The organism is Lachnoclostridium sp. An169 (assembly GCF_002160525.1).
Classification (GTDB): Bacteria; Bacillota; Clostridia; order Lachnospirales; family Lachnospiraceae; genus Mediterraneibacter; species Mediterraneibacter cottocaccae.
Window position 1 is genome coordinate 1 of the sequence record NZ_NFKT01000048.1, and the last position, 24667, is coordinate 24667.

Sequence of the window (24667 nt, forward strand, 5' to 3'; positions counted from 1 at the left end):
GTGTATAGATTTCCTCATAATATTTCTTAAACTGCGGATACTCCCCGATCAGCTTTACAATCACTTCCGGTTCGTCCACACTGAGGAAAGCAAGCCATGCCTCCAACTCGTTTCTGATACCTTTATTGTGCAGAATCTTCCGGAAGATGTCAAGCGGGATGAAGAAATATTCCTGGAGCAGTTCAAGCTTCAGCCCGGTATCCGTCTTCTGTTTGGAATAATGGATGTAATCATCCGGAAACTGGTGGAATTCCTTCGGACTCTGGTCGTAAAAGATGATCGTGCATACCTTTTTGATATCCCGGTAGCTGAACGTTTTTTTCTCTTTCTTCCTCTCACTGCGTACTCTTTTGTACTGGCGCAGGAGCAGGTCGGAAGAATTTTTTCTCATTGATTTTTCCTGCCGTCCGATCTGACGTGCTGCACAGCTCGATTCCACCTCCGGCTTCATCTCGCTGTGCGGGCTCCGCCCTATGCGCGCACTGGGTTTTCCCGCCGTCCGATCTGACGTGCTGCACAGCTCGATTCCGCCTCCGGCTTCATCTCGCTGTGCGGGTTCCGCCCTATGCATAAGAAAAAGCCCACAGCCTTTTGTAAGCAAGCTTACACGGCTGCGGACTTCTTCTTATGCGCACGTCAGATCTGTGGATTCAAACTGACTATTATACAGATCTGCGTAGAAGCCGTTCTGGGCGAGGAGTTGTTCGTGAGTGCCCTGTTCGACGATGTCACCGTCGCGCATGACGAGGATCAGGTCCGCGTCGCGGATGGTGGACAGGCGGTGGGCGATGATAAAGCTTGTTCTGCCCTTCATCAGGTTATCCATAGCTTTCTGGATCAGCACCTCAGTCCTGGTATCGACGGAGCTTGTGGCTTCATCAAGGATCAGTATCTTCGGATCAGCAAGGATCGCCCTGGCGATCGTAAGGAGCTGTTTCTGTCCCTGGGAAACGTTAGTGGCCTCCTCGTTAAGTTCCATCTGGTATCCGCCCGGAAGTGTCTGAACAAAACGATCCACATGGGCTGCTTTTGCCGCGCGGATCACTTCCTCATCTGTGGCATCCAGTCTGCCGTAGCGGATATTTTCCATGATTGTACCGTGGAACAGCCAGGTATCCTGAAGCACCATACCGAACATTTTTCTCAGGTCACCACGGTTGAAATCGCGGATATCATGACCGTCAATCCGGATCGCGCCGCTGTTCACATCGTAGAAACGCATGAGCAGTTTGACCATGGTCGTCTTGCCGGCTCCGGTAGGTCCGACGATGGCAATCTTCTGTCCTTCTTTCACCTTTGCTGAGAAGTCATTGATGATAATCTTATCCGGATTGTATCCGAAATGGACATGGTCAAATTCCACATTGCCCTGAAGCCCTTCCGCATTCACCGGATTCGGAACGGTCTGGTCCTCCTCTTCCACTTCAAGGAATTCGAAGACACGCTCGGAAGCCGCCGCAGTCTGCTGCAGCATATTTGTCACCTGGGCAATCTGCTGGATCGGCTGGGTAAAGTTTCTCACATACTGGATAAAGGACTGGATTTCTCCGACCTCAATCGCGTTTCTGATGGCGAGGTATCCTCCCAGAATCGCCACCGCCACATATCCCAGGTTGCCGATAAACTGCATTACAGGCATCATCATTCCCGAGAAAAACTGGGATTTCCAGGCGGAATCATAGAGCAGGTCATTGGTCTTGTTAAACTCTGTAATCACATCCTCCTCTTTGTTGAAAGCCTTGATGATATTATGTCCGCTGTAGATCTCCTCCACCTGGCCGTTTACTACGCCCAGATATTTCTGCTGTCCCCGGAAGAATCTCTGGGAATGTTTCATCACAAAAACCAGAAGCACACCCGAAATCGGGAGAAGGAGAAGCGCAACCAGCGTCATCAGCGGGCTGATGGAGAGCATCATCACAAGCACACCGATCATGGTGGTTACGGATGTAATCAGCTGGGTAGCGCTCTGGTTTAAACTCTGTCCCAGGGTGTCCACATCGTTGGTCACACGGGAGAGGATCTCGCCGACCGGTTTCGTGTCAAAATAGTTCATGGGAATCCGGTTGACCTTCTCCGAGATCTCTTTTCTCATGCGGTAGGTCGTCTTCTGGGACACACCGGTCATGAGGATTCCCTGGATGAAAGAACAGAGCGCGCTGATTCCGTAAAGGGCGAGGGTCATCAGAAGAATCCTTCCCACTGCGCCGAAATCAATGCCGCTTCCTCCGGAAACCTTGCTTACCAGTCCGTTGAAAATCTCCGTCGTCGCCTGGCCGAGAATCTTCGGTCCCACGATATTGAAGATTGTTCCGCAGATGGCAAACACAGCCACAAAGAACATATGCACTTTGAATACGCTCATGTATTTCACCAGTTTCTTCAAAGTTCCCTTAAAATCTTTCGCTTTTTCTCCGCCGTGCATTCCGTGTCTAGGCATGGCTTACCGCCTCCTTCCTGTCTGCATTTCCGGCATGCTCACTGCCGGCGCCGGTGCTTCCGTGTCCGGTTTTTCCATTCATTCCCGCGTTTAATTCCGCCTCGGAGAGCTGGGACGCCGCAATCTGCTGATACACTTCACAGTTCTTCAGCAGTTCACTGTGAGTTCCCATCCCGGCAATTCTTCCGTCGTCCAGCACGATGATCTGCTCTGCATTCAGAATCGTGCTGATCCGCTGTGCCACAATCAGAACCGTGCTGTCTTTCGTTCTCCTGCGGAGTGCTTTTCTCAGCGTCACATCCGTCTTAAAGTCCAGAGCGGAGAAACTGTCGTCAAAGATAAACACTTCCGGATGCTTGGCAATGGCTCTGGCAATGGAAAGCCTCTGTTTCTGACCGCCGGACACATTGGCTCCGCCCTGGGAAATGGGGCTCTCGTAGCCGTCCGGTTTGGAGTCGATAAACTCTGTCGCCTGGGCAATCTCTGCCGCCTCAACCATCTCTTCCTTTGTCCCGTGAGGATTGCCGAACATGATATTCGAGGCAATATCTCCGGAAAACAGAAGACCTTTCTGCGGTACGAATCCCAGCTTTTCCCGAAGGTCATGCTGGCTTACCTCCCGGATATCCACCCCGTCAAGGGTAATGCTTCCCTCTGTCACATCATAGAAACGGGGAATCAGATTCACCAGAGTGGACTTTCCGCTTCCGGTGCTTCCGATAATCGCTGTCGTCTCACCGGGTTTCGCCATAAATGAAATATCGTGGATCACGTCTTCGTCTGCACCCGGATAGCGGAACGACACATGGTCGAACCGGAGCAGTCCTTTTTCTGTCGAATCAAATTTCTTTGGCTGAGCCGGATCGTGAATCACAGTCCTGCTGTCAAGCACTTCCTCCACACGGTCTGCAGCAACCGCCGCCCTGGGAAGCATGATCGAGAGCATGCAGAGCATCAGGAATCCCATGATAATCTGCATGGTGTACTGGATAAACGCCATCATATCTCCAACCTGCATCTGTCCCTCATCAATGCCGTGGGCTCCGGTCCACATAATCAGAACGGATACACCGTTCATAATCAGCATCATCACCGGCATCATAAATGTCATGGCACGGTTTACAAAAAGGTTTGTTTTCATCAGGTCCTTATTTGCCTTGTCAAACCGCTCTTCCTCATGTTTCTCTGTACTGAACGCGCGGATGACGGACAGGCCGGTAAGGATCTCGCGCATAACCAGGTTCACACGGTCCACCAGTTTCTGAAGGATCTTGAACTTCGGCATCGCCACACAGAACAGCACTGCAATCACAAGTGCGATCAGCACAACCGCCAGGCCGATTACCCAGGACATGGATACATTGGTCTGGAACACCTGGAACACGCCGCCGATGGCAAGGATCGGCGCATACAGCACGATACGCAGCAGCATGACAGTAAGGAACTGGATCTGCTGGATATCGTTGGTACTTCTTGTAATCAGGGTTGCAGTAGAAAAATGGTCGAACTCATTGTTCGAGAATCCAACAACCTTCTGAAATACTCTTCTTCTCAGGTCGCGTCCCGTGGAAGCTCCCACGCGGGATGCCAGGAATCCGACCGCGATGCTCGCCAGCATGCCGAGGAGCGCAAGCGCCGTCATCTTTCCTCCGGTAACAAGCAGATAAGTAGTCTGAATGTGGTCCATATCCATCCCCAGATTCTTGTAGGCGCTTCTCACATAACTGACCGCCGCCTGTTCCAGAATGCTGTCAGGCATATCATCCATCTGTTCGGACATGGAACTGACCATAGCTTCCCTCTGCGCATCGGGCAGAAGTTCCATAATATCAAATATGGTCGTGTCATCGCCTGCCATCCCTTCCGGGAGCTGTGATTTCAGCTGTTCTTCTATCTGCTGCGTCATCTCGCTTCCCGATTCGAACCCGGCCGTAAGCATCATGGGCACCTGGAGGATGCCCGTCAGCTCCTCCTCCGCCGCCTCATCGTCGGCTGCCGAATCCTTCAGCACATACGCCGGCTGATCATAATCCGTATCATCTGTTTCATAATAGTCAAGCACTGTCTGCCGGTCATCTGACGTTACAAACAGAAGCAGTCTGTCCATCTCTTCCTGCGCGAGAGCATGAGGGATCTGATCCTCAACTCCGCCCTGTTGGATTCCCACATTGACAATGTCGGATGTATAAGCTGGAAGCGACAGGTCGCAGTACGCCTGCAGGATCAGTATTGCAACAATCGCAATCATGGATTTCCACTGCGCTGAAGCGTATTTGAATAAGTTTTTCATAATCAGTCTTTCCTTTCCGACTCAAGATTGTAGTAGATCTGCATCAGAAGGCGCCGCAGAAGCAGCTTTTCTTCCGTGCTCATTCCCTTGAATAGAAGAGCATCCATCTGCTCTCCCACCTGAACAACATACTGGATGCATGCCTCGCCTTTTTCCGTCAGTTTCAGGCGCATCACCCTCTGGTCGTGTTCATCCGGCCTTCTCATGATATATCCTGCCCGCTCCATCTTCCGGATCGCGGAAGTGATGGACGGAGGAGTCATATTTACTTTGTCAGCCAGTTCCCTCTGGGACAGTGACTTATGGCTGTGAAGGGTAAACAGGATATGGGACTGGCCTTTGTTCAGGTCATATGCCTGCAGTTTATCCCTGGCAACCTGCCCGGTTTTGTGCAGTACTATCCCGAGAAGCACCGCAGTATGCATCTGCTCCAGATCCGGATTCGTTTCATGCGGTCTGTCCGGGCCGGGTTCCGCTTTAACGCTGCCTGTTTGCTTCTCCTCGTATTCACGTCTCACTTTTCTCACCTCCGTTTCAAAAAACAATTAGTTAGATATCTAATGAATAAATTAATATTATTGCACAAAAAAGTCAATATATATTTTTCTATTTTAGATTTTCTTAAGAATTATGCTCAAAAATTAATTAGTTTGTTAATTAAATTAAAGTCTGGCAGAAAAATCGGCGCACCGGGGAGATTTCCCGAAGTGCGCCAATATACACCACATATAACAACGTATGACAGATAAATGTACTGTACTTAAATAAATGTATTGTATTTGTCAGAGGATTTCCGCTCCATCCCCTGCTTTCTGCTCTCCATCCTCTGTATCCATGCCAACCGGTTGTCCTTCTGTCCTCATCTTTATCGTCCGTACGCTGATTCCGTTTACCTCGATGTGGTCATCCACCGGGATTACCAGGCACTGCCGTCCGTCAATGATCCGCGTCTCGACAAGATCCATCCGCTCGGGATTGACCTTGATGATCACATCCGGAGTCTCAATGTTGAATTTGCGGGTCTCGGCAATATTTTCCGCCAGAAGGGATGTCTTCTCCCCCGCATTCTCCTCATAGTTTTTCTCGAAGTTCTCCATCTTCTCCGGTGCAACGCCGCTTTGTTCAAAGATCTTCTTCACATCTGTCTTGTCAAGGGCAAGCGGTTCCGGCTCTTCTTTGTGCTCCTCGATCAGATCATTGAGCGTCTCATGAATATTCCGCACGGTCTCATAATCGCTGTCCTCCCCTAGCGTATCCTCTATAATCATCTGGAATGTCTCCTTCTGCGTATCAGCCGACATGGGCAGCCTCGCGCCGAGGAACTGTTCGACCAGCTCCGGCTGGAGCTCCTCGGATTTCTTCGTATAATAGAGAATACTGTGGAGATCTGTGCTCCGGTCATTGAATGCCGGGAAAAGAAAGCCTTTGTCCGGCTTGTCCACCACCCAGTCACGGATCCGGTCCTGGATCCGGTTGTCCTCCGGGTTGTAGGACAGCCCTGCCTTGGAGAGAGACACCGGGCAGATACTCATGAGCAGATACTCGTACACCTCATCAGAGGCATCAAACATCTCATCACCGTCCGAAGACTTTCCGGGCACATCATACATGGCGTGGATGAGGATGATATAATAGTTTTCTCCATAATCATAAGTAGCGATCACCTTGTCATAGAACTCTTCCAGGAGCATGTCGTCGTTTAGCTTGCTGTCGCGCAGCTTTAACAGGAACTCCTGTCCGCCCCCGGGCATCTCCGCTTCCAGAGGGAATTCCATGTTCAGCATATTGCGGCCCACTGTTCCGGACAGGGTCTTCTTGAATATATCGAAATATTTGAACTCCTCTTCTTCCGGAAGTGAGAGGAAGGCGTCTTTTGACTCCATTTTCTTATTTTTCTCATGATCCACATAACATCCGCAGATCCGTGTGATTGCGCAGTTGGCAGGCGTAAACTGCTTGCGGATTTCCAGTATTTCCTTCTTATTCATTATGTAACTCTCCTCTTAATTAGTTTGTGCCGGTCAGGACAGAACCGATCCGGCAGACATATCTATCTTACACCGGATCCGTTGGAAAAAAAAGAGAAATTTTCAGATCAGCGCCAGGCTCCGCAGAATGTAAAGCCATCCGGTCAGCGTAAAGGCGCTGAACAGTGTCGTCAGCATTACCGTACTGGAAGTCAGGACGCCTTCGTGCCCCATATTTCTTGCCATGACAAAACAGCTCACCGTTGTGGCTGACCCGAGCATGATCAGGATTGCCACCAGTTCCTCCCTGCGGAATCCGAACCACACGGCAGTTGGAAGAAACAGCGCGGCAAAGCCAACCAGTTTCATAACAGAGGCCACAACCGCAGGCTTCACTTTCCCGCATGCCTGCTTCAGGTCAAAGGTGGCGCCCATCGCCATCAGTCCGAGCGGCGTGGCAACCGCTCCGATGCTGGAAACGGTTTTCTCCATAATCGCCGGCATGGGAAGCCTGCATCCCGACCAGACAAGCCCTGCGGCAATGCCGATGATAATCGGATTGGTCACAATCCCTTTCAGCGTCTTCATCCACAGTGCTCTGTCCAGTTTCTTCCGCTCCGGCTGGAAAAAGGAAAGAACCACCACTGCCATCACATTGTAAAGAGGCACGCTTCCGATGATCATCAGCGGCGCCATTCCCGCATTTCCATATATATTCTGGATAAATGCGATCCCAAGAAGTGCCGCCGAACTGCGGTAGGATGCCTGGATAAATTCGCCCTGAATCGAGCGGTCCTTCCAGACAAACGAAACCGCCGCAGCCAGTGCAATGCTGATAAAAGTGGCTGCAAAGCAGAACAGCACGAATTTCATGTTCCACACCTCTGCAAAATCCACCGTTGCAAGATCCTCAAAAAGCAGCACCGGCAGCGGAATCAGAAATACAAATTTATTCATCTTTGAAGCAAAAACATCATCGATCCATCCCAGTTTCTTAAAGGCCATCCCCAGCACCATCATCAGGAATACGGGAACGGTAGCATTCAGACTGAATATCAGGTTATCCATTTTCTTCTCCTCTTTTTTTCTATAATACATGCAATGATATTCTGACCTTTTTTCACGCATGTGTCAAGTATCGGATCAGCGCCTGGCCAGATACCGGATCAGATACCTGATACTTTTTCCATACCTCACAGGCATATTTCATCATGTAAATCAGGTATTTGCCTATTGTTCTTCCCGGTTTTACAATATATACAGACAAAAATAATATTTTATATTGGGAAATGGAGGTATTTCATATGGATACAGAAAAAATGAAACAGGATCTGGGCGGCGGCGCGGTATTTGAACTCGGCGAACCGAACACGGCATATGCGCAGTATTTCATCGGACAGAGCTATTTGAAGATGCTCACTACTGAGAGAGTCGGAATAGGCAATGTGACATTTGAGCCGGGATGCCGCAACAACTGGCATATCCACCATAAAGGCGGACAGTTCCTCCTCGTGACAGGCGGACGGGGCTATTATCAGGAATGGGGCAAGGAGGCTCAGGAACTTCACCCGGGCGATGTGGTAAATATTCCTCCGGAAGTAAAGCACTGGCACGGTGCCGCGCCGGACAGCTGGTTCTCTCATCTGGCTGTGGAAGTCCCGGCAGAGGGTGCTTCCAACGAATGGCTGGAGGCTGTCGGCGATGAAGAATACGGAAAACTGAAATAAATACTGCAGGATACATCATCAAAATCGGAGGTTGACAGATATGACAGAATCAGCAGAAAAATACTGGAACAGGATATCACCGGACAAAGCGTCCGAGTTTGCACAGACAGATCCGGAATTCACAGAGTTTTTCACCAACTTTGCATATGATGAGGTGGTAAACCAGGATGACCTGGACGACCGCACAAGGATGATGGCCATTCTTTCCGCCCTGCTTGGATGCCAGGGAATCGACGAATATAAAGCCATGCTTCCGGGAGCCCTGAATCTCGGGGTTACTCCGGTGGAAGTAAAAGAGATCGTCTATCAGGCATGCGCCTACCTGGGGATTGGAAGGGTTCGTCCTTTCCTGACCGCCACGAATGAAATCTTCGCCTCTCTTGGCATCGCTCTTCCCCTCGAAGGGCAGGCAGCAACGACACCGGAAGACCGTGTGGAAAAAGGCGAACAGGCACAGGTAGACATCTTCGGCGACGGCATGAAAGGCTTTGCCCAGTCCGGGCCGGAAGAGAGCCGCCACATCAACCGATGGCTCTCCGGCAACTGCTTCGGAGATTATTACACCCGGGGAGGGCTTGATTACAAAGAGCGTGAAATGATCACCTTCTGCTTCATCGCTGCACAGGGCGGATGCGAGCCCCAGCTCACTTCCCACGCTGCCGGAAATATGAGGGTCGGGAATGACAAAGCATTTCTGATCAAAGTGATCAGCCAGTGCCTCCCCTACATCGGATATCCGAGAAGCCTCAACGCGCTGCGCTGCGTAAACGAGGCGGCAGGAGCATAATCCGGAAAGGGTTTCCTATTGATTTTCTCATAAAAAAGCAGGGATGCCAACCAACTGACATCCCTGCATTTTTATTTTTATATTACTCAGATCTGTGCATGGAGAAGGACTCCTCGTCGTAGTTGCTCAGGTTCGCATAAATTCCCCTGTTGTCCGCCTCTTTGATCAGCGCATCTCTGGACTTCTTCGCCATCATCTGGTCCTTGAAGGAGCTGGGACCGCCCACGCATCCGCCGTCACATGCCATACCCTCGATGAAATCTTCCGGCAGTCTCCCGACTTTCATAAGCAGCAGCGCCTTCTTGCACTCTGCCGCGCCGTTCGCCCTGCATACCTTAATATCAAGATCATTTCCGGACTCTTTGAGGCTTTCCAGAACCGCATTTGCAACACCGCCGGAATTGCCGAATCTCTTTCCGAATACGGAAGCTTCCTGATATGTATTCTCTACCGGCTCAAGAGCCACGCCTTTGGCGCGCATCATGGCACGGATCTCGCTGTAGGTCAGTGCATAGTCTGCATTTCCCTCGATCTTCTGATCCACAATCTCAGATTTCTTTGCCAGGCAGGGTCCGATAAATACGGTCACTGCATCCGGCTCCTTTGCCTTGATCAGACGGGAAACGCCGCACATCGGTGAAACGGTTGTGGAGATTGCGTCACTCAACTCCGGATAATGCTTACGCACCATATTTACAAATCCCGGACAGCAGGAAGTCACTTTCTTTTTGCCTTCCGCATAAGCTTCTCTCCACTCCTCAGCCTCATACTTCGCCGTCAGGTCTCCGCCCAGTCCGACTTCAACAAATTCCGTAAAGCCGAGTTCTTTCATGGCCTTTCTCCAGCTCGCCATGGTGATATCCGCACCGAACTGTCCCTCTGTAGCCGGAGCAAGCATTGCATATACTTTCTTTCCGGACTTGATCGCCCTGATCACATCCACAATCCATGTCTTGGAACCGATCGCTCCGAACGGACAGCTGTGGATACATTTTCCGCAGCGGATACACTTCTCTTCATCGATCACGGAAATGCCGTATTCATCATAGGAAATTGCGTCAACCGGGCAGCTGAACTTGCACGGTCTCTTCAGATGCGCAATCGCATTATACGGACAGGCGTCCGCGCATTTGCCGCATTCCTTACACTTTGTCGGATCAATATGCGTGCGGTGGCGTCCTTTCTCGATCGCGCCGAACTTACATGCATTCATACATGCCTTGCCCAGACAGTTCTGGCAGTTCTCGGTTACTGTATAGCTTGAAATCGGACAGTCCTCGCATGCGGAATTGATTACCTGGATGATATTCCCGTCATCCTTGACCCCCGGTGCCTTTCCTTCAGCCAGGCGTACCCTCTGGCGGATAATCTCCCGTTCCTTGTATATACAGCAGCGGAACTGCGGTGTCGGCCCCGGGATCAGCTTATACGGGATCTCGTCCTTTCTCTCCTCCAGTTCACCCTCGAAAGCCAGCCTTGCCACTTCCTCAAGAACTGCATGTTTGATCTTGATCACGTTTGCATCTGCGTACTTCAACTCTTTACCCTCCATAACATTATAATTTTGCTTCAGTCAATACATGGATGCATTTTCTTCTTGGTCTATAATAACATGAGTTCCGAAAATATCCTAGTGATTTATTTAACAATCCCTTGTACTATTTAATGAACAATTTCTCCGGAGATTTCTTTCCCGTTACCCGTTTTCTGCGTCTGTTCCAGTCTGCTCCTGATCCGCCTCCACAGGAATATGGACAGAATGACTGCTATGTAATCGGTCAGCGACTGTCCGAGGATCACGCCGTCAAGCCCGAAGAGCGCCTTCAGAAGATAGAGGAGCGGAATCAGGAGAATTCCCTGACGGAGTACAGAGAGTACGGTGGCCGGGAAAGCATGCCCCACTGACTGCATGCAGTTCATATTGACGAAAAGGATGCCGATCACAGGTCCGGAAAGCATGTAGGCGATCAGCATCTTCACGCCGTAGGCTACAACGTCACTGTCGCTGATGAAAAGGCGGATAACCTGCTCCCGGAATACAAAATACAGCGCCGTTGCCAGGATCCCCGTCACGATACAGCACTTCTTCGTGTACGACTCCACTTCACGGAAGCGCTTCACATTGCCGGAACCGTAGTTGTACCCGAACAGCGGCTGAACTCCGTTTGCCAGTCCCATCTGAAGGAACGTGATAAACATATTTGCTTTAAACACAATACCGATCGCCGCCACGGGATCGTTGCCGTATTCTACCAGAAGCTGGTTCAGGACAATCGTGGAAACGCTCATCAGCGCGGAGAAAATCGCTGTGGGAAGCCCCGCCGAACAGATCTTTGTAAGGATGCCCTGCCGCACGGTAAAATCGGTCCAGCGGATGGAAAGCACCCTTCCCTTTTTCAGGAAATACCAGAGATAGTATGCGCTCGCCATGACGTTTCCGATGGTCGTCGCAATGGCGGCTCCGGCGGTTCCCTGTCCGAGCACGGAGATAAAGATCGGGTCGAGTACGATATTCGCAATCGTTCCGATCATACTGCCGATCATTGCCTCTTTGCTGGATCCCTCCGCCCGCACGATAAAGCTTGCCGCCGCTGACCAGATGATAAAGGGCGCGCCGTAGGAAATGTGGAACGTATATCCCCGGGCAAATTCATAAGTCTCTGCATTGGCGCCGAAAAGAGCCAGAATCGGATCCATGAAAATAATCAGCACCGCCGCAAATGCCACACCCACGATCAGCGAGGCATAGGTCACGAATGCCGAGGCGTTTCTTGCCCGTTTTTCATTCTTTGCCCCCATTGCCATGGACATCACAGCGCTTCCGCCCATGCCGAACATGTTGGCAAAAGCCATCATCAGAATAAAGATCGGGTTGGTCAGGCTGACCGCCGCCACCTGAAGCGGATCTCCGGTCTGCCCCACAAAAAAAGTGTCCGCCATATTGTATACTACTGTCACAAGGCTGCTGATGACGCTGGGGATGGCCATCTTTGCCACTGCCTTTGAAATCTTCATACTCCCCATCAGATCGTTATTTTCTTCCATTTTATCCTTCCTCCTTCTCAAGATTCTCAAGCATCTTTTCCGTAATTTTCATAAATATCTCCCGCTCTTCCTCTGTGATCCCCGTAAGGAGCAGAGCCTCCGACTCCTCGATCTCCCGGCGCAGGACGTTACGGATTTTATCCGCTTTCTCTGTAAAAACAATTTTCTTATACCGGGCGTCTGTCTCATCCGGCACCCGCACGATCAGCCCCTCCGCCTCGAGATTCTTCAGGACTTCCGTGGCTGTCGGAGGCCGCAGGCCGAACTCTTTCTCGATCTCCTTCTGATAGACGTTGTGCTTCTCACTCTCCACCAGAATGTAATCCAGTATATTTCCCTTCGCCCCGGTGATCCCCAGTGTCTCCTGTGCCTTTTTCGACCGTCTGCGCAGGCGGTTGGAAATGCGGTTGATCATCTTTCCTGTTTCCATGTGATCATTCCTTCCAACAATTTAGGTTCCTAAGTATATTAGTTCAAAAAATCAGGAATGTCAAGGTATACCCTGCATTCCTGATCTTATCTTACCGATTATTGATTATCCCCTTTTAATCGCATTTTCCTTTTTTCTTCCTGCTCTCAAAATAGAGAAAACGTTCAATAGAGTCCAGTATATCCGCGAAATCTTCCCTGGGAGCTGCGTCAATATATCTTGTCAGAATCTCCTGCTCGTTTTCTTTATACCGTCCGTAAAAAATATCGTACAGATTATGCCCGCGCACATGGATGCGGATTTCCTCCATGTGTTCCTTTATATCCTCCACCGTCTCAAGATCATGCCCGATCACTTCCACAAGACGCCGGCCGCTGCGGATCCGGTACAGATACTCCTTCCATTTTTCCAGAAGTATCTCATAAAATTCCTGTTCCGTCCCGATCACACCGATCTTCACCATCACCTCCGGATCCAGGAAATAATTCTCAAAAGAATAGTATTTCAGAATGAGCACGTTCTTCTCCGTCACCCTTGGAAGACGGTCCACGTCCTCCGCGTTCCGCTGCTCGTAATAACGGCAAAGCTGAGATCTGAGTTCCCCCGGATCTTTTCCGTCTCCATCCCGGATCATCAGAAAGTTGTCTTTAATATAGACCTGGTTCATATATTTCAGATTGGCATACGTCTTAATATTCGTGCAGCTGTTCGTTGTAATGATCGCAATACGGGACAGATTGCCCTCGGCATCGTAAGTCTCGGAATAATATTTTCTAATGAGAAGAGGCAGTCTGCTCTTATCCTGTTTGCCCTCCACGATAAAGACGAAATTCACATTCATCAGGTCGTTCGCCGAATATCCCAGATCGTCCAGAACCGCGCTGATATCCGTCTTTTCCCGAACCTGGGAATCACCGTCTTCGTTTAAACAGATCTGCCGGATCTGCCTGCTGTTAAAATTGGAGAGCAGGTTCGGGGAATGGGTGGAAAACACTACCTGGTTCTTCCGGGACAGGCGGTAAAGGATATCCCCTGAGACCTTCTGCAACCTGGGATGAAGGAAAATCTCCGGATCTTCCACAAGAATCAGATCCGCCATTCTGAGTCCCTCCTCCTCGTACGTTTCCAGAAGGGAGAGCATATAGATACTCCGCATCCCCTTTCCCATGCTCACAAGCGGACGTTTTCCCGGCTGCCCTTCTTTCTCGATCTGCGCTGTCACGGCAAGTGTCTGCAGGGTGGCGAGATCCATGGAATAGGCAATCCGGTCTCTTCCTCCGTTTTTGCGGAAATTTTCATTTACCCGGCGGGAAAAAGAATCAAGATTCAGGTTGTACAGTTTGTACTCCAACAGCTTTGCCGCCTCGAATGCGTCCAGTTCTTCCGGCGTCTTACGGTTGATCAGCCCGATGCATGAGAAACAGTGGTTGCATTTCTTTGCAATGTCAAACATACAGCAGCCGGAGCGCATCCTTTTGAGCAGATCATCCTCCTGCAGTAAAAGCAGATTGTCCTGAAAGGTTTCCAGATTTCTCTCCGCATCCATGTAATAAATATGCGGAAATATCTGCGGAATATATTCGTTATTCTTCCGGAACCCGTCGTTTAAGCGTACTCTTCCTTCCCGGTTGACCGAATATTCAAAAGTCAGCCTGCCCTCCCTGAATGATGGCAGTTTCCGGCAGAAATCCCGGCGCCACGCCTCATACCTGCGGTATGTGCTGACCATGCCGTAACGGTGAAAACGCTGCAGATCCTCCTCGTCGATCTGAAGCGTTACCCGGATTTCGATGTTGGGAAAATTCTCCCGGAAATCCTCCTCCCGGACAGTATAGTCTCCGCCCACCGCACGCACGGCATCCAGGACGGCAGTCTTCCCCGTATCGTTCTTGCCCACAAGAATCAGGGCATTTTCGATATCCGGGATATGCATATCCCGAATGGATTTGAAATTCCGTATCCGGAGATCTGTAATCTGCATTCCGTCATCTCCCTTCCGTGACTGTCGTTTATGTTATCTGTGCCCCAACTGCCTGTCAGTCATGTCAGCTGCGCCCGGGCAGTTTCCGCTTATACCGGCTGTATTCTGGCTGCTGCTCAGTCCCTCAGATATATGGAATCCAGCATATGAAGACTGCTCTGCGTCTTAAACACACGCTCCCGGAAATTCCGGATGGCTTCATCGCTGTACTCGGATTCGTCGGCATTGACAAGATAATCCGCCTCAAGCAGAATCTGGTAATCCATTCCCTCCACATTTGTATATGTATGATGGTGCGTCACCAGATAGATGATCCGCTCCTCCATCTCTTTCGGAAGAGCAAACTCGGAAAGAAATATCTTCAGAAGCTCCTCGCTCTCCTCCTCCTGATGCTTTCCGTTCGTGTTCCCGTACTTCTCCCGGCAGAGAGGGCAGGCGATGTCATGGACGATAGCCGCGATCTCAAGGGTATCTGACGTTTTCTCGTCCAGTCCTTCCAGTCTTCCGATGGTCTGCGCATATGCATATACCTTGAGGAAATGCCGGACGTCCGAACGGTTCCCCCTGTAAAAATCAATCATTTTGTTCACAATTTTAGCTTTCATCATTTTGAAGTCCTCCATTTTCTGTCTGTCTTTTTATATCATATTTACTTTACTGTACCATTCCGGTCTTTTTCTGCAACACGCTTATTCTTTGCTCCTTTTCTCTGCCTTCTCGCGGAAATCTTTCACAGATGTCAGGGCAAACAGAAAAGAAACCACCAGAATGGACAGGTCGCTTGCCGAGACACTGTCCATGAAATAGTCCGCAATCGCCATGGACGCCGCTGTCAGAAGCGTATCCAGAATCACATAAAACACTGTCGCCAGATCCACATCCGCCCTGCCAAGCGAAACCAGAGCGGCAGGGAGCCCCATAGAGAACATATCCAGCGGTAATCCTACAATGCCTGCAATGACAAAAAGCAGAATAACGCTCCACAGGGAATCGTATTCAAACCCGAATATTTTCATCACGGAGCCGCCAAACAGCGAGATCACCGCAATCACCGCAAATATAATGGCTGCCACAATTAAAACTGCCAGAACCGCGCCGATTTTTTCTTTTATTTTTTCCATTGCTTCAGACCACCGCTTCAACAATCGTTTTATTTCCATATTTTATTGTTTTCACCCCAACTGTCTTATTTTTGGTGACTGATGAATGGCACTGTCCACTTCTTCTTCGGACAAAAACAGGTTATACAGACGCATCTCAAAAATTCTGTTGGCAATCTCTATCAATCCTCTGTTTTCTTTCACAAAACCAAACATCGTTCCGATCCCGACAACAAAATTATCCGGATTATATGAAAAACTTTTCCCCTGAAACAGGATTGCATAGATCATTTTTCTTAATTCCGGATACAAATCTATCTGGCGGCACATGCTGTCAAAAAGTGTTGCCGGCTGCCCGAGTATTCTCTTGACTGCCTCACTGACCCCTTCCCTGGTCCACACACTTTTCGGACTGTGAAAACGCTTTTCCCCTGGAAGTTCTTCATCCATCACATGGCAGATATAGGAGACAAGAAACGGATAGCCATCTGTATATTCGAATATCTCTTCTGCAATCTTATCAACTTTCATTCCTGTCTGATGTTCGCTTTCATATTCCATCAGCATGCCCGCTATCTCTGAAGCAGAAAAGCTCATATCCACCTTAAAATATTTCATATGCATTTCTCCATAACATAGTTCGTCAGCAATACTCCCCGGCGTTCTACCTGCTGTTCTTTCACAACTTTATATCCCCGCTTTTCAAAGAACGGCCGCGCCGTAATGGACGCATAGGTGACAAATCCTGTGCCTGCATTGTTCTGCTCCAACCTGTCGCAGAGGGTCGAAGCCACACCTTTCCCCTGAAAATCTTTATGAATATACAGACGATCCAGATACCCGTTTCTGTCCATGTCTGCAAATCCGATGATCCTGCCGTTTTCCACAGCAACAAACGTATCATGTTCCAGAAAGGAGGCGTCCCATTTTTCCAGATCAACCTCGCCCGTAGCCCAGGCATTTAACTGTTCCTCCGTATAGTCTGCCGCATTCACTGTATGAACGGTATTGTAAAATAATTCTGCCATTTCCCGGCAGTCCGATGACTGATATTCTCTGATCTTCATTATGTCCTGTCTTTTCTCCATTCTACTACATCTTCCACTGCCCTGCGGGGTCTTGCCCCCGGGCTCTCCTCCGGATATCCAAAAGCTATAGCTGCCAGAAGTTCTCCTTCCGTATCCAGCCATCTGCACAGCTCCCCATAGGCAAAATAAATGTCGCAGATCCACAGGCTCCCGATTCCTTTTTCTTCGGCAGCCAGGAGCATATTCTGAATCGATGCACTCAAAGACTGGATATTACATATCTCATAAATTCTCTCCTCCGGAGTCATCTCCGCAAAAATGTCTTTTCCCAACGGATTTACCGCAAAGAGGATCACCGGGGCCTGCTCCATGATCTTCACTGTATATTTTGCCGCAGAAATGTGCTGCCTGCTTCCTGGCAGAAGTGCCTCTCCGTTTTCTTCTCTTTTTATCCCTGTCCGAAAAGCCTCAAGCATCTCTCTTTTCGCTTCGCCCTGAACAACAATATATTTCCAGGGCTGTCTGTTTTTGGATGACGGTGCTTTTGTTCCGCTCTCTATAATCTCCATTATATCCTGCTTTGACAGAGGTTTCTCCGAAAACTTCCGTATACTCCGTCGCTCATATATCTCCCGGATCATTTTCCTGCTCCCTTCTCCCCTACTTTTTTAAAGAATAGAGAAAATGTTTCATATCACCGTTATAATAACTGGTAATAAATTCATCTTCCCTTGTCATTCCAATACCCTCCGCCACTCTTATAGAAGGGATATTATCTACTTTTATAATAGGATGTACCTTATCACATCCCAGATGCTCAAATGCATAATCTCTGCAGGCAGCTGCCGCTTCCCGGGCAAATCCATGATGCCAGAACTGTTCCTTGAACAGATACCCGATCTCTAACACCTCAGTATCCCTATATGGCTGTACTGTCAGTCCTGCCTGCCCTATCATCGTTTTCTCCGTAACTGTTTCCTCCGAAAAAACTCCTGCATGCTTTAAGAGCACAGCCCACAGACCAAAACCATATTTTCTGTATCTTTCCATCTGGCGATCCAGCCATTCCTGTACATCTTCCTCTGAAAAGTCGTGTTCATATGCATACATAACTTTTGGATTTTGGAGGATCTCAGCCAGATTCGTGAAATCCGACTGCTCCATTTCCCGCAGTATCAGCCGTTCTGTCTCCAATATTACTTTTCTGTTCATTTTTCTCTGTAAATTCCCTGTTACTATCTTTTCATTATATCTTAATCCTGAAAGTCTGTATACCGGATACCTCCGACACTTTTCATCTTCCCCGGCAGTTTCTTCTAAAAGCCCTTGTCATATGTACCTCCTGACCTTCTTCATGTATTCCCTGTACGTCCCTCCAAACTTATCGAGGCACCATCTTTCTTCTGCCAGAAAAAAGGTAACGCAGATATTTCATTTTTACATCTGTATCCCGCACTCAAACGCCAGAAGCATATACTTGTCTGCATTTGTCAGGCCAAAATCTGTCAGATCCCGGATTTCCCAGGTCTCCGTACCGAGACAGTCCGCTCCGTATAAGAACTGGACAAACGGGATATTCCGGTATTTTGCGACAGCCAACATGGAGGCACATTCCATTTCCACGACAATGCACCCGTCGGCTTTCCGCTCTTCGATCAGCGGGAGTGTTTCCCGGTAAATCGCATCTGAAGTCCAGGTTTTTCCTTTCACATAAGGAATCCTGCTGTTCTGCAAAACACCTTCCAGCACCCGTACCCCACTCTCCTCCGCCTGGATCTCAGGTGACGCAGGCACATAATGGTAACTGGTCCCCTCATCGCGGACAGCAGAGACAGGGATCACGATCCGGTCCCTCACCTTTTCATCATCCAGTACACCGCAGGAACCGAACAGGACGAATTTTTCTGCTCCCATCGCCACGATCTCTTCAAACCCGGAGACACAGGCGGGAGCGCCGACTCTGGACAGATAAAATGCGATATCAACGCCTTTGTAGCAAAACCTGTAAACCGGGACAGCTCCATTGGCAGTATAAAGCTCTGCAATTTTCTTCGCGCCGTCCAGGGATGCAAATTTCTGTATGATGTTCTCAGAAAATGTAGAAACGCATATCTTCGGGAAATCCGTTATTTTTTCCGTTGTATCGCATGGGCTGAACAGTGCAGGCTCTGTAATCTTATTTTTCTGAAAAACAGTACTCATTCACAAACCTCTCTTTCACAATAAAAGCGTCAGCCTACAGACGGACCGCCCAGTCTCCATACTCAAAAAGGCCGCTTCCATGTTTCAACCTTCCGCTCTTATCGATTTTTCTCAACTCATCACGCATTCGAACCATAAGTTCCGGCCGGATATCCAAAGAATGATGTCCCGGAAATATTCTTTCAACCGGAAGTACCGCAATTTTCTCAAGGGAAGCAAGATAAGCCTGCGGGTCTGTCGAAGGATAATCTGCATACAATGTGCCCTGATATACCAGATCACCCGTGAACAGATATCCTCTCTCCTTTTCCCAGAAACACATATGTCCGGGCGAATGTCCCGGAGTATGAAGAACAGTTATTTTTCTCCGGCCCAGGTCTATCTCTTCATAATCTTCCAATAATTTCGTCGGCTTTCCCTGGAAAATATCATAATCGTCTGCTCTGAATCCTTCCGGAAGTTTATCACAGTCCGATACCATCTGCCTGACTTTTTCCACCGGGAGAGGAAATTTCCCGCTGATCCACTCCTGCTCCGCCATATGGCAGTAAAAATCCGGGAAATATTTCAGTCCTCCGATATGATCCCAATGTGTGTGGGTTACTGCTGCCGTCACAGGCTTGTCCGTCAGCCTCATTACTTCTCCATAAATATCAGAAATACCCAGTCCGGTATCGATCAGAAGACCTCTCTCTTTGCCAGTCAGCAGATAGCAGTGTGTCTCTTCCCAATGGCGGTATTCGCTGATAACAAAGGTATCTTTATCAATCTGATCTGTCGTAAACCAACTGCTTTCCAAAATATCACTTCCCCGCCAAATTTTTCTTTAAAACACTTTTATTCATAGATAATATTTTATCCCAAACCTGAGTTTTCCTCAAGAAACAGCTAATATATTATACATTTATGGCAGAATCCTCACCTGCTCCCCTTCGACCAAGATCGCCTGATAGTCATCGATCACCTTCAGGTCCAGTTTATCCGAATATTTCTCAATGATCGTTTCTGCTCCCGGTCCCATTTCCGGATGTCCCAGATGGGGCACTACATAGAAATCCACCAGATTCATCCCGGAATAATCCGTCAGGTCCGGCGCTTTCTCAGGAGCATCCATCTCAGCGGAATACCCGATGTCCGGACACGCTGCAATAGCGCCTGCGGATTCGCCGATATAAAGTTTTCCTTTTTCTACTTCCCCGGAAATGATCCTGTCCGCACCGGAACGTTTCAGTTCCTGGAGCAGGAAGAAGGTATTTCCTCCTCCCACGAATATGATATCGTTCTTTGTGAGTTTTTCCCGGACATTTTCCCCGGAAGCAGTGGAAACTTCCAGTTCATCCACGGTCAGTCCAAGTGCCTCCAGCATCTTCTTCTCCCAAAACCTCACGCTTATTTATCGTAATAAAATTCTGTCCACTTTCCCTTGCAGGAAAAACATGGCATAAAGGGATGTTTCTCTCCGGGCAGTTCTCCTCTTCTCAATGCCTCTGCATCTTCCAGATTCCTCTCAATGTACTCCGGTCCTATGGGATAGTCATGGTGGCATGGAATAATTGTCTCCACCTGATCCGCAATGGCACAGAGTTTTCTCTGGCTTTCGATATAGAGGTCCAGATTCCGGTGCATTCCGAACATATAGATTGGACCGTCTTTCTGAACGGAGTCGCCCGGAAGAAGGAGCTTTTTCTCCCGGTCAAAAAAGGCGACACTTCCATATGTATGCCCCGGGATCTCGAGAGTTTCCAGACAATACTCTCCACACTGGAAAATATCTCCTTCCTGAAGCGGCTCAAGCTCTGCCCCGTCTTTTATCAGCTGCCAGTCTGCTTTATGGAGACGGCATTTTCCAAAATCTTTCATTCCTCCCGCGTGGTCCATATCTCCATGCGTCAGGACCACCCTCACCGGGAGATCTGTTATGCTTTGCACCGCCTCATACACATGGCTGTCCGGAAATCCCGTATCAATGAGCAGCGCCTCATCCTCTCCCACGATCAGGAACTGCCTGACACGCCCGTCGTCCAGGATATAGAAATGATCCATAAATAGCTTTGTCTCTGTCATCCATTCTTCCTCCCGTTTTTCATTAAAGTATCAATCTGAAATCGTCTGAAATTCCTTCCGCAGCACCTCTCTGGGCGGCTCGATTTCACTGGCGATGGAATGTTCCGTCAGCTCGGACAGCATACGGATCTTCCGGTTGAGCATCTCCCGCATACAGTTGGGCACATGCTCCTGATGGGCCCGGTGGATCGCCACACATTCTTTACAGTTTCCGTGATAGCGGCACGCCTTTTTGCACGGACAGTGGTCTTTGTCCGCGTACTCTTTCCGAAACTCTGCGGCAAATTCCTCCTGAAGCTTCAGTCCTTCCGCCCGGTTTCCCCTGTGAAATTCTTTCATTGCTTCCAACTCTTTCGGATTGTGCTCAATTTTCATATCCGCCCCTCCATATCTCGTAGAATCTCGTGCATGTCTGCACTCTTCCTTGATGATAACACGATTTTGTGCCCCGCGAAAGAGCAATATTTGCGTTGGAATGTGTATTATAGTGTTTTATACTGTACTTGTATTGCTGATACCGTTTAGCACAGAGTAACGATAAAAAATTGGAAAATCACTGTATATCAGCAGCTTTCGTTTATCATCTCGGTGAATATTTACACGAAAAAGCATTCATAAAGCAAGAATTATGAAACATTCCGCCGCTGTTTCTGTTATCTTTCTCTCTGGGAGGAAAACGCATGAACAATAAGGAAAAACCTCATAACAAGAAAATTTCTTATATCGGGAAAGCCATCGACTATATCGAAGCCCGCCTGGACAGCCATCCGGATCTGGATACGGTCGCAGCAGCCGTGCATTATTCCAAATACCACCTGCACCGGATGTTCACCGAGACTGTCGGCATGACGATCCACGACTACACACTCCGGAGGAGGCTTACGGAAGCGGCGAAGCTGCTCGTATTTTCCGAACGGCCGATCCTGGACATCGCACTGATCTGCGGGTATGAAAGCCGCCAGGCTTTTACCCTTGCTTTTAAGGAAATGTATAAGGTTCCGCCGGGAGAATACCGGAAAAAAGGGGAATTCTATCCTCTTCTGCTCCGCTTCTCACTCTGCCCTGAAACTGCCGGTGAATCATTTTCCGCCGGAAATATCCGGCTTGCCGATCCTGCAGACATTCCGGCATGGATGGAACTGGTGCGGATGGTGGTGGACGGATACCCCCATTTTCATGAAGAGGAATATCTGCCGGTCCTGAAAAAATACATCAGTCAGGCGCAGGCGCTGATCCTGGAAACGGGCGGGACTGCCATCGGCGTCATGCTCTTTTCCCGCACTGGTGGAAGTATTGACTTTATGGGGATTCATCCCCAGTACCGGAGACAGAAAATCCAGGAACTTTTTCTGGAGCGGCTCATCCGGGACTTCCTGCCCCGGTGCGACATCAGTACCACCACATACCGCCGGAACGACCGGGCGGACAACGGATACCGTAGGGAACTTCTGGAACTGGGATTTGCAGAGAGGGAACTTCTCACAGAATTCGGCTATCCGACACAGCGTTTTATCCTCCAGCAGAGAAATCCGGAAAATCTGAGAAATCCGGAAAACCGGGAAACGATTTCCGGAAAAGAGGAGGAAAACAGAAATGACAAAGCAACATAAAAACCAGGCAGTTCTCTTTCTTATCAGCCAGAGCATCACTCTTTTCGGCTCCACCCTGGTCCAGATGGCAGTCGTCTGGTATGCTACAGTCGAAACTTCGTCCGGAACCTGGGTGGCAGTCTTCACATTCTGCTCCTGGGTTCCGCAGTTTCTCATCTCCATACCGGGAGGCGTATGGGCGGACCGCTTATCAAAAAAACGTCTGATCATCACGCCGGACATTCTTACCGCCACAGTCACACTGCTGATGATCTTTCTCCTGAGCCGTCTTCCGGGTACAGACAGTTCTGTGGTCCTTGCGGCACTGCTCATTATGTCGGTGATCCGTTCTTTCTGCACGGGAATCCAGACTCCTGCAGTCAATGCCTCTCTTCCCCTGCTTGTCCCGGAAAAAGAACTTCTGCACTTCAACGGGATCAATGCCGGGATCCAGTCCCTCGTCCAGTTTGCCGCTCCGGCAGCGGCGGGGATCGTTCTCTCCTCAGGCACTCTGGAAGCGACACTGTTCCTTGACATTCTCACAGCAGTTCCGGGGATCGCCCTGCTCTGCGCTGTCAGATTCCCGACGAAGGCAGAAGATTCCGCACACATTCCCCGCTCCGATCCACGGACATCTTCCGCCCGGAAGCAGCCCGGATTTTTCTCGGATCTGCTCTCGGGAATCCGCTATGCCCTCCGGGAAACACCGGTCCGCCGTCTCCTTTTCACTTACGGATGTTTCGTCATTCTCTGCGTTCCCGCCGGTTTCCTCGCGGGACTTCTGGTAAGCCGGGTCTACGGGGACAGTTACGGATACCTGACCGCGGTGGAACTGGCCGGATTCGCAGGAATGACGGCAGGCGGGATCCTCATGAGCCTCTCCCGGAATATCTGCCGGAAGATTAATCGGAATCTCTGCCGGAAATCCCCGGAACGTCCCGGGAATGTTAAATTTTCGAACAGCCTCTCGGCAGGGCTTGCTGTTTTCGGTCTGTCCGCGCTCCTGATGAGTCTGACTCCTGATTTCAGGATCTATCTTCTGCTCATGTTCCTCTACGGGATCGCACTGACTGCCGTGCAGACCGCAGTCACCACTCTCCTGCAGAAGACTGCCGCTTCCTCCATGCAGGGACGGATGTTCGGTCTGCTCAGTTCCATTTACTCCGGCTTCATGCCTCTGGGCATGGCTGTATTCGGCCCTATGGCAGACGGGATTCCTCTTCCATGGATCATGGCAGGTTCCGGCTTTCTGCTCCTGATGCTGGCCCGGTTTGCGGCAAAAAGGCTCTGAATCGTTCTATCGGAGCCATCCGGCGCGCCCGCTCCTGACCTGCCCCCGGAGCAGGCAGAGCAGGATGCCGGTCAGTCTTCTTAGTACACTTCCGACCCGAACGGCATCAGCGCCAGTTTGGCAAGCTTGAAATGCTGCAGTCCGAACGGTATCCCGATGATCGTGACGCACATCACCAGCCCAAAGGCACAGTGCTCAAGAGCAAGCGGAAGCCCGGAGATAAGCAGCCACACAATGTTCAGCAGAAGAGAGCCTGCTCCGCCTCCATACTGCACTTCTTTGCCAAAGGGGAAGAAACTGAGAGAGGCAAATTTAAAGCACTGCATCCCCACCGGAATGCCGACAATAGTAATACACCAGATACATCCGGCAAGGCACCAGCTCAGCCCGCTGAGAGCTCCGCCGCAGAAAAACCATAATATATTTCCAAGACATCCCATAATAAACTCCTCCTCATTCCGCATCTCCCGGCGTAGGTCGTTTTTCCCATTATACAAAAAAGCCTGCTGCAGTGCAACGGGCTTTTTAATGCCGTACATTCCCTCCAAAAAGTTTCTTCGTACTTTCAGCACATATAATATGTTAGAATCTTCACAGCACATATATTATAAGGTCAGCTTGAGTTTCCGCAAACTGCATTGAAAAGATAGATATGTCCTCTCCAAGTACCAATCTGCCGTTTTTTTTGAGAGCTCTCGAATGGCAGTACCGAGAATAGAGGCACTT

25 protein-coding genes and 1 pseudogene are annotated in these 24667 nt (G+C 49.6%); 4 read left to right on the forward strand and 22 right to left on the reverse strand.

The genetic code is table 11. The features are described from left to right. From B5F07_RS20770 to B5F07_RS20795, 6 genes and pseudogenes are all read right to left on the reverse strand, one after another. A pseudogene (locus B5F07_RS20770) lies at positions 1–571 on the reverse strand (hypothetical protein); the annotation flags it as partial. Between the two features lie 54 nt (positions 572–625). Next, positions 626–2440: an ABC transporter ATP-binding protein gene (locus tag B5F07_RS20775; RefSeq protein ID WP_087163110.1), complete on the reverse strand. Its 1815-nt coding sequence runs from the start codon at positions 2438–2440 to the stop codon at positions 626–628. Then, entirely contained in the window at positions 2433–4730 is a 2298-nt protein-coding gene (locus tag B5F07_RS20780) for an ABC transporter ATP-binding protein (protein ID WP_087163111.1), read from the reverse strand. Before B5F07_RS20780 ends, B5F07_RS20775 begins: the two co-directional genes overlap by 8 nt. A gap of 2 nt (positions 4731–4732) precedes the next feature. After that, positions 4733–5248, reverse strand: coding sequence for a MarR family winged helix-turn-helix transcriptional regulator (locus B5F07_RS20785; protein WP_242972619.1), 516 nt, complete (start codon positions 5246–5248; stop codon positions 4733–4735). A 264-nt stretch (positions 5249–5512) separates the two neighbouring features. Beyond that, positions 5513–6718, reverse strand: a complete 1206-nt coding sequence (locus tag B5F07_RS20790; RefSeq protein WP_087163112.1) for a DUF4317 domain-containing protein — start codon at positions 6716–6718, stop codon at positions 5513–5515. Positions 6719–6820: 102 nt separating this feature from the next. Further along, the gene (locus B5F07_RS20795) at positions 6821–7765 is read right to left on the reverse strand and encodes an AEC family transporter (protein WP_087163113.1); all 945 of its coding nucleotides are present in this window, start codon (positions 7763–7765) and stop codon (positions 6821–6823) included. A gap of 236 nt (positions 7766–8001) precedes the next feature. On the opposite strand from B5F07_RS20795, the gene B5F07_RS20800 reads away from it, so the two are divergent. Both B5F07_RS20800 and B5F07_RS20805 read left to right on the forward strand, forming a co-directional pair. Then, positions 8002–8424: a cupin domain-containing protein gene (locus B5F07_RS20800; protein ID WP_087163114.1), complete on the forward strand. Its 423-nt coding sequence runs from the start codon at positions 8002–8004 to the stop codon at positions 8422–8424. A gap of 40 nt (positions 8425–8464) precedes the next feature. Then, a complete protein-coding gene (locus tag B5F07_RS20805; RefSeq protein ID WP_087163115.1) occupies positions 8465–9211 on the forward strand; it encodes a carboxymuconolactone decarboxylase family protein in 747 nt (248 codons plus the stop codon). 82 nt (positions 9212–9293) lie between these two features. Here the strand turns inward: B5F07_RS20805 and B5F07_RS20810 are convergent, their stop codons facing one another. The 15 genes from B5F07_RS20810 to B5F07_RS20880 all read right to left on the reverse strand — a co-directional run bounded on the left by B5F07_RS20810 (position 9294) and on the right by B5F07_RS20880 (position 21436). Beyond that, a complete protein-coding gene (locus B5F07_RS20810) occupies positions 9294–10763 on the reverse strand; it encodes a 4Fe-4S dicluster domain-containing protein (protein ID WP_087163116.1) in 1470 nt (489 codons plus the stop codon). Between the two features lie 110 nt (positions 10764–10873). Then, a complete protein-coding gene (locus B5F07_RS20815) occupies positions 10874–12256 on the reverse strand; it encodes an MATE family efflux transporter (protein ID WP_140398068.1) in 1383 nt (460 codons plus the stop codon). Between the two features lies 1 nt (position 12257). After that, positions 12258–12686, reverse strand: coding sequence for a MarR family winged helix-turn-helix transcriptional regulator (locus tag B5F07_RS20820; protein WP_087163118.1), 429 nt, complete (start codon positions 12684–12686; stop codon positions 12258–12260). Between the two features lie 115 nt (positions 12687–12801). After that, positions 12802–14667 carry an ATP-dependent nuclease gene (locus tag B5F07_RS20825; RefSeq protein WP_087163119.1) on the reverse strand — a complete coding sequence of 622 codons (1866 nt, stop codon included), beginning with the start codon at positions 14665–14667 and terminating at the stop codon, positions 12802–12804. A gap of 116 nt (positions 14668–14783) precedes the next feature. Continuing rightward, positions 14784–15275 (reverse strand): HD domain-containing protein, encoded by a 492-nt coding sequence (locus B5F07_RS20830; protein WP_087163120.1) that lies wholly within the window; start codon positions 15273–15275, stop codon positions 14784–14786. Positions 15276–15356: 81 nt separating this feature from the next. Continuing rightward, entirely contained in the window at positions 15357–15788 is a 432-nt protein-coding gene (locus B5F07_RS20835) for a regulatory YrvL family protein (RefSeq protein ID WP_162613191.1), read from the reverse strand. 51 nt (positions 15789–15839) lie between these two features. Continuing rightward, positions 15840–16385 (reverse strand): hypothetical protein, encoded by a 546-nt coding sequence (locus tag B5F07_RS20840; RefSeq protein WP_087163122.1) that lies wholly within the window; start codon positions 16383–16385, stop codon positions 15840–15842. After that, positions 16382–16834 carry a GNAT family N-acetyltransferase gene (locus B5F07_RS20845; RefSeq protein WP_087163133.1) on the reverse strand — a complete coding sequence of 151 codons (453 nt, stop codon included), beginning with the start codon at positions 16832–16834 and terminating at the stop codon, positions 16382–16384. The genes B5F07_RS20840 and B5F07_RS20845 overlap by 4 nt, the downstream gene beginning before the upstream one ends. Next, positions 16834–17433: a nitroreductase family protein gene (locus B5F07_RS20850; protein ID WP_442911419.1), complete on the reverse strand. Its 600-nt coding sequence runs from the start codon at positions 17431–17433 to the stop codon at positions 16834–16836. The genes B5F07_RS20845 and B5F07_RS20850 overlap by 1 nt, the downstream gene beginning before the upstream one ends. 22 nt (positions 17434–17455) lie before the next feature. Next, positions 17456–18007, reverse strand: a complete 552-nt coding sequence (locus B5F07_RS20855) for a GNAT family N-acetyltransferase (RefSeq protein ID WP_087163124.1) — start codon at positions 18005–18007, stop codon at positions 17456–17458. A 225-nt stretch (positions 18008–18232) separates the two neighbouring features. Next, entirely contained in the window at positions 18233–18997 is a 765-nt protein-coding gene (locus tag B5F07_RS20860; RefSeq protein WP_087163125.1) for a nucleoside phosphorylase, read from the reverse strand. 34 nt (positions 18998–19031) lie between these two features. Then, positions 19032–19796 (reverse strand): MBL fold metallo-hydrolase, encoded by a 765-nt coding sequence (locus B5F07_RS20865; RefSeq protein WP_087163126.1) that lies wholly within the window; start codon positions 19794–19796, stop codon positions 19032–19034. A gap of 105 nt (positions 19797–19901) precedes the next feature. Continuing rightward, the gene (locus B5F07_RS20870) at positions 19902–20363 is read right to left on the reverse strand and encodes a Type 1 glutamine amidotransferase-like domain-containing protein (protein ID WP_087163127.1); all 462 of its coding nucleotides are present in this window, start codon (positions 20361–20363) and stop codon (positions 19902–19904) included. 23 nt (positions 20364–20386) lie between these two features. Continuing rightward, on the reverse strand, positions 20387–21061 hold the full coding sequence (locus tag B5F07_RS20875; protein ID WP_087163128.1) for an MBL fold metallo-hydrolase: 675 nt from the start codon (positions 21059–21061) through the stop codon (positions 20387–20389). A gap of 30 nt (positions 21062–21091) precedes the next feature. Continuing rightward, complete coding sequence (locus B5F07_RS20880) at positions 21092–21436, reverse strand: LPS biosynthesis protein (RefSeq protein ID WP_087163129.1); 345 nt, start codon at positions 21434–21436, stop codon at positions 21092–21094. A 305-nt stretch (positions 21437–21741) separates the two neighbouring features. On the opposite strand from B5F07_RS20880, the gene B5F07_RS20885 reads away from it, so the two are divergent. Then, positions 21742–22671 (forward strand): helix-turn-helix domain-containing protein, encoded by a 930-nt coding sequence (locus tag B5F07_RS20885; RefSeq protein ID WP_087163130.1) that lies wholly within the window; start codon positions 21742–21744, stop codon positions 22669–22671. After that, entirely contained in the window at positions 22655–23941 is a 1287-nt protein-coding gene (locus tag B5F07_RS20890; RefSeq protein ID WP_087163131.1) for an MFS transporter, read from the forward strand. Before B5F07_RS20885 ends, B5F07_RS20890 begins: the two co-directional genes overlap by 17 nt. An 80-nt stretch (positions 23942–24021) precedes the next feature. Here B5F07_RS20890 and B5F07_RS20895 read toward each other — a convergent pair whose 3' ends face one another. Beyond that, positions 24022–24381: a YccF domain-containing protein gene (locus B5F07_RS20895; protein ID WP_087163134.1), complete on the reverse strand. Its 360-nt coding sequence runs from the start codon at positions 24379–24381 to the stop codon at positions 24022–24024. Positions 24382–24667 lie beyond the last annotated feature (286 nt).

Excerpts from the sequence above, each read along its gene's own strand:
- B5F07_RS20860 (WP_087163125.1), bottom strand. The coding sequence starts at position 18,997 with ATGAGTACTGTTTTTCAGAAAAATAAGATTACAGAGCCTGCACTGTTC.
- B5F07_RS20885 (WP_087163130.1), top strand. The coding sequence starts at position 21,742 with ATGAACAATAAGGAAAAACCTCATAACAAGAAAATTTCTTATATCGGG.
- B5F07_RS20810 (WP_087163116.1), bottom strand. The coding sequence starts at position 10,763 with ATGGAGGGTAAAGAGTTGAAGTACGCAGATGCAAACGTGATCAAGATC.
- B5F07_RS20790 (WP_087163112.1), bottom strand. The coding sequence starts at position 6,718 with ATGAATAAGAAGGAAATACTGGAAATCCGCAAGCAGTTTACGCCTGCC.
- B5F07_RS20815 (WP_140398068.1), bottom strand. The coding sequence starts at position 12,256 with ATGGAAGAAAATAACGATCTGATGGGGAGTATGAAGATTTCAAAGGCA.
- B5F07_RS20795 (WP_087163113.1), bottom strand. The coding sequence starts at position 7,765 with ATGGATAACCTGATATTCAGTCTGAATGCTACCGTTCCCGTATTCCTG.
- B5F07_RS20895 (WP_087163134.1), bottom strand. The coding sequence starts at position 24,381 with ATGGGATGTCTTGGAAATATATTATGGTTTTTCTGCGGCGGAGCTCTC.
- B5F07_RS20830 (WP_087163120.1), bottom strand. The coding sequence starts at position 15,275 with ATGATGAAAGCTAAAATTGTGAACAAAATGATTGATTTTTACAGGGGG.
- B5F07_RS20880 (WP_087163129.1), bottom strand. The coding sequence starts at position 21,436 with ATGAAAATTGAGCACAATCCGAAAGAGTTGGAAGCAATGAAAGAATTT.
- B5F07_RS20840 (WP_087163122.1), bottom strand. The coding sequence starts at position 16,385 with ATGAAATATTTTAAGGTGGATATGAGCTTTTCTGCTTCAGAGATAGCG.
- B5F07_RS20825 (WP_087163119.1), bottom strand. The coding sequence starts at position 14,667 with ATGCAGATTACAGATCTCCGGATACGGAATTTCAAATCCATTCGGGAT.
- B5F07_RS20820 (WP_087163118.1), bottom strand. The coding sequence starts at position 12,686 with ATGGAAACAGGAAAGATGATCAACCGCATTTCCAACCGCCTGCGCAGA.
- B5F07_RS20870 (WP_087163127.1), bottom strand. The coding sequence starts at position 20,363 with ATGCTGGAGGCACTTGGACTGACCGTGGATGAACTGGAAGTTTCCACT.
- B5F07_RS20805 (WP_087163115.1), top strand. The coding sequence starts at position 8,465 with ATGACAGAATCAGCAGAAAAATACTGGAACAGGATATCACCGGACAAA.
- B5F07_RS20835 (WP_162613191.1), bottom strand. The coding sequence starts at position 15,788 with ATGGAAAAAATAAAAGAAAAAATCGGCGCGGTTCTGGCAGTTTTAATT.
- B5F07_RS20855 (WP_087163124.1), bottom strand. The coding sequence starts at position 18,007 with ATGAACAGAAAAGTAATATTGGAGACAGAACGGCTGATACTGCGGGAA.
- B5F07_RS20775 (WP_087163110.1), bottom strand. The coding sequence starts at position 2,440 with ATGCCTAGACACGGAATGCACGGCGGAGAAAAAGCGAAAGATTTTAAG.
- B5F07_RS20890 (WP_087163131.1), top strand. The coding sequence starts at position 22,655 with ATGACAAAGCAACATAAAAACCAGGCAGTTCTCTTTCTTATCAGCCAG.
- B5F07_RS20875 (WP_087163128.1), bottom strand. The coding sequence starts at position 21,061 with ATGACAGAGACAAAGCTATTTATGGATCATTTCTATATCCTGGACGAC.
- B5F07_RS20800 (WP_087163114.1), top strand. The coding sequence starts at position 8,002 with ATGGATACAGAAAAAATGAAACAGGATCTGGGCGGCGGCGCGGTATTT.
- B5F07_RS20780 (WP_087163111.1), bottom strand. The coding sequence starts at position 4,730 with ATGAAAAACTTATTCAAATACGCTTCAGCGCAGTGGAAATCCATGATT.
- B5F07_RS20845 (WP_087163133.1), bottom strand. The coding sequence starts at position 16,834 with ATGAAGATCAGAGAATATCAGTCATCGGACTGCCGGGAAATGGCAGAA.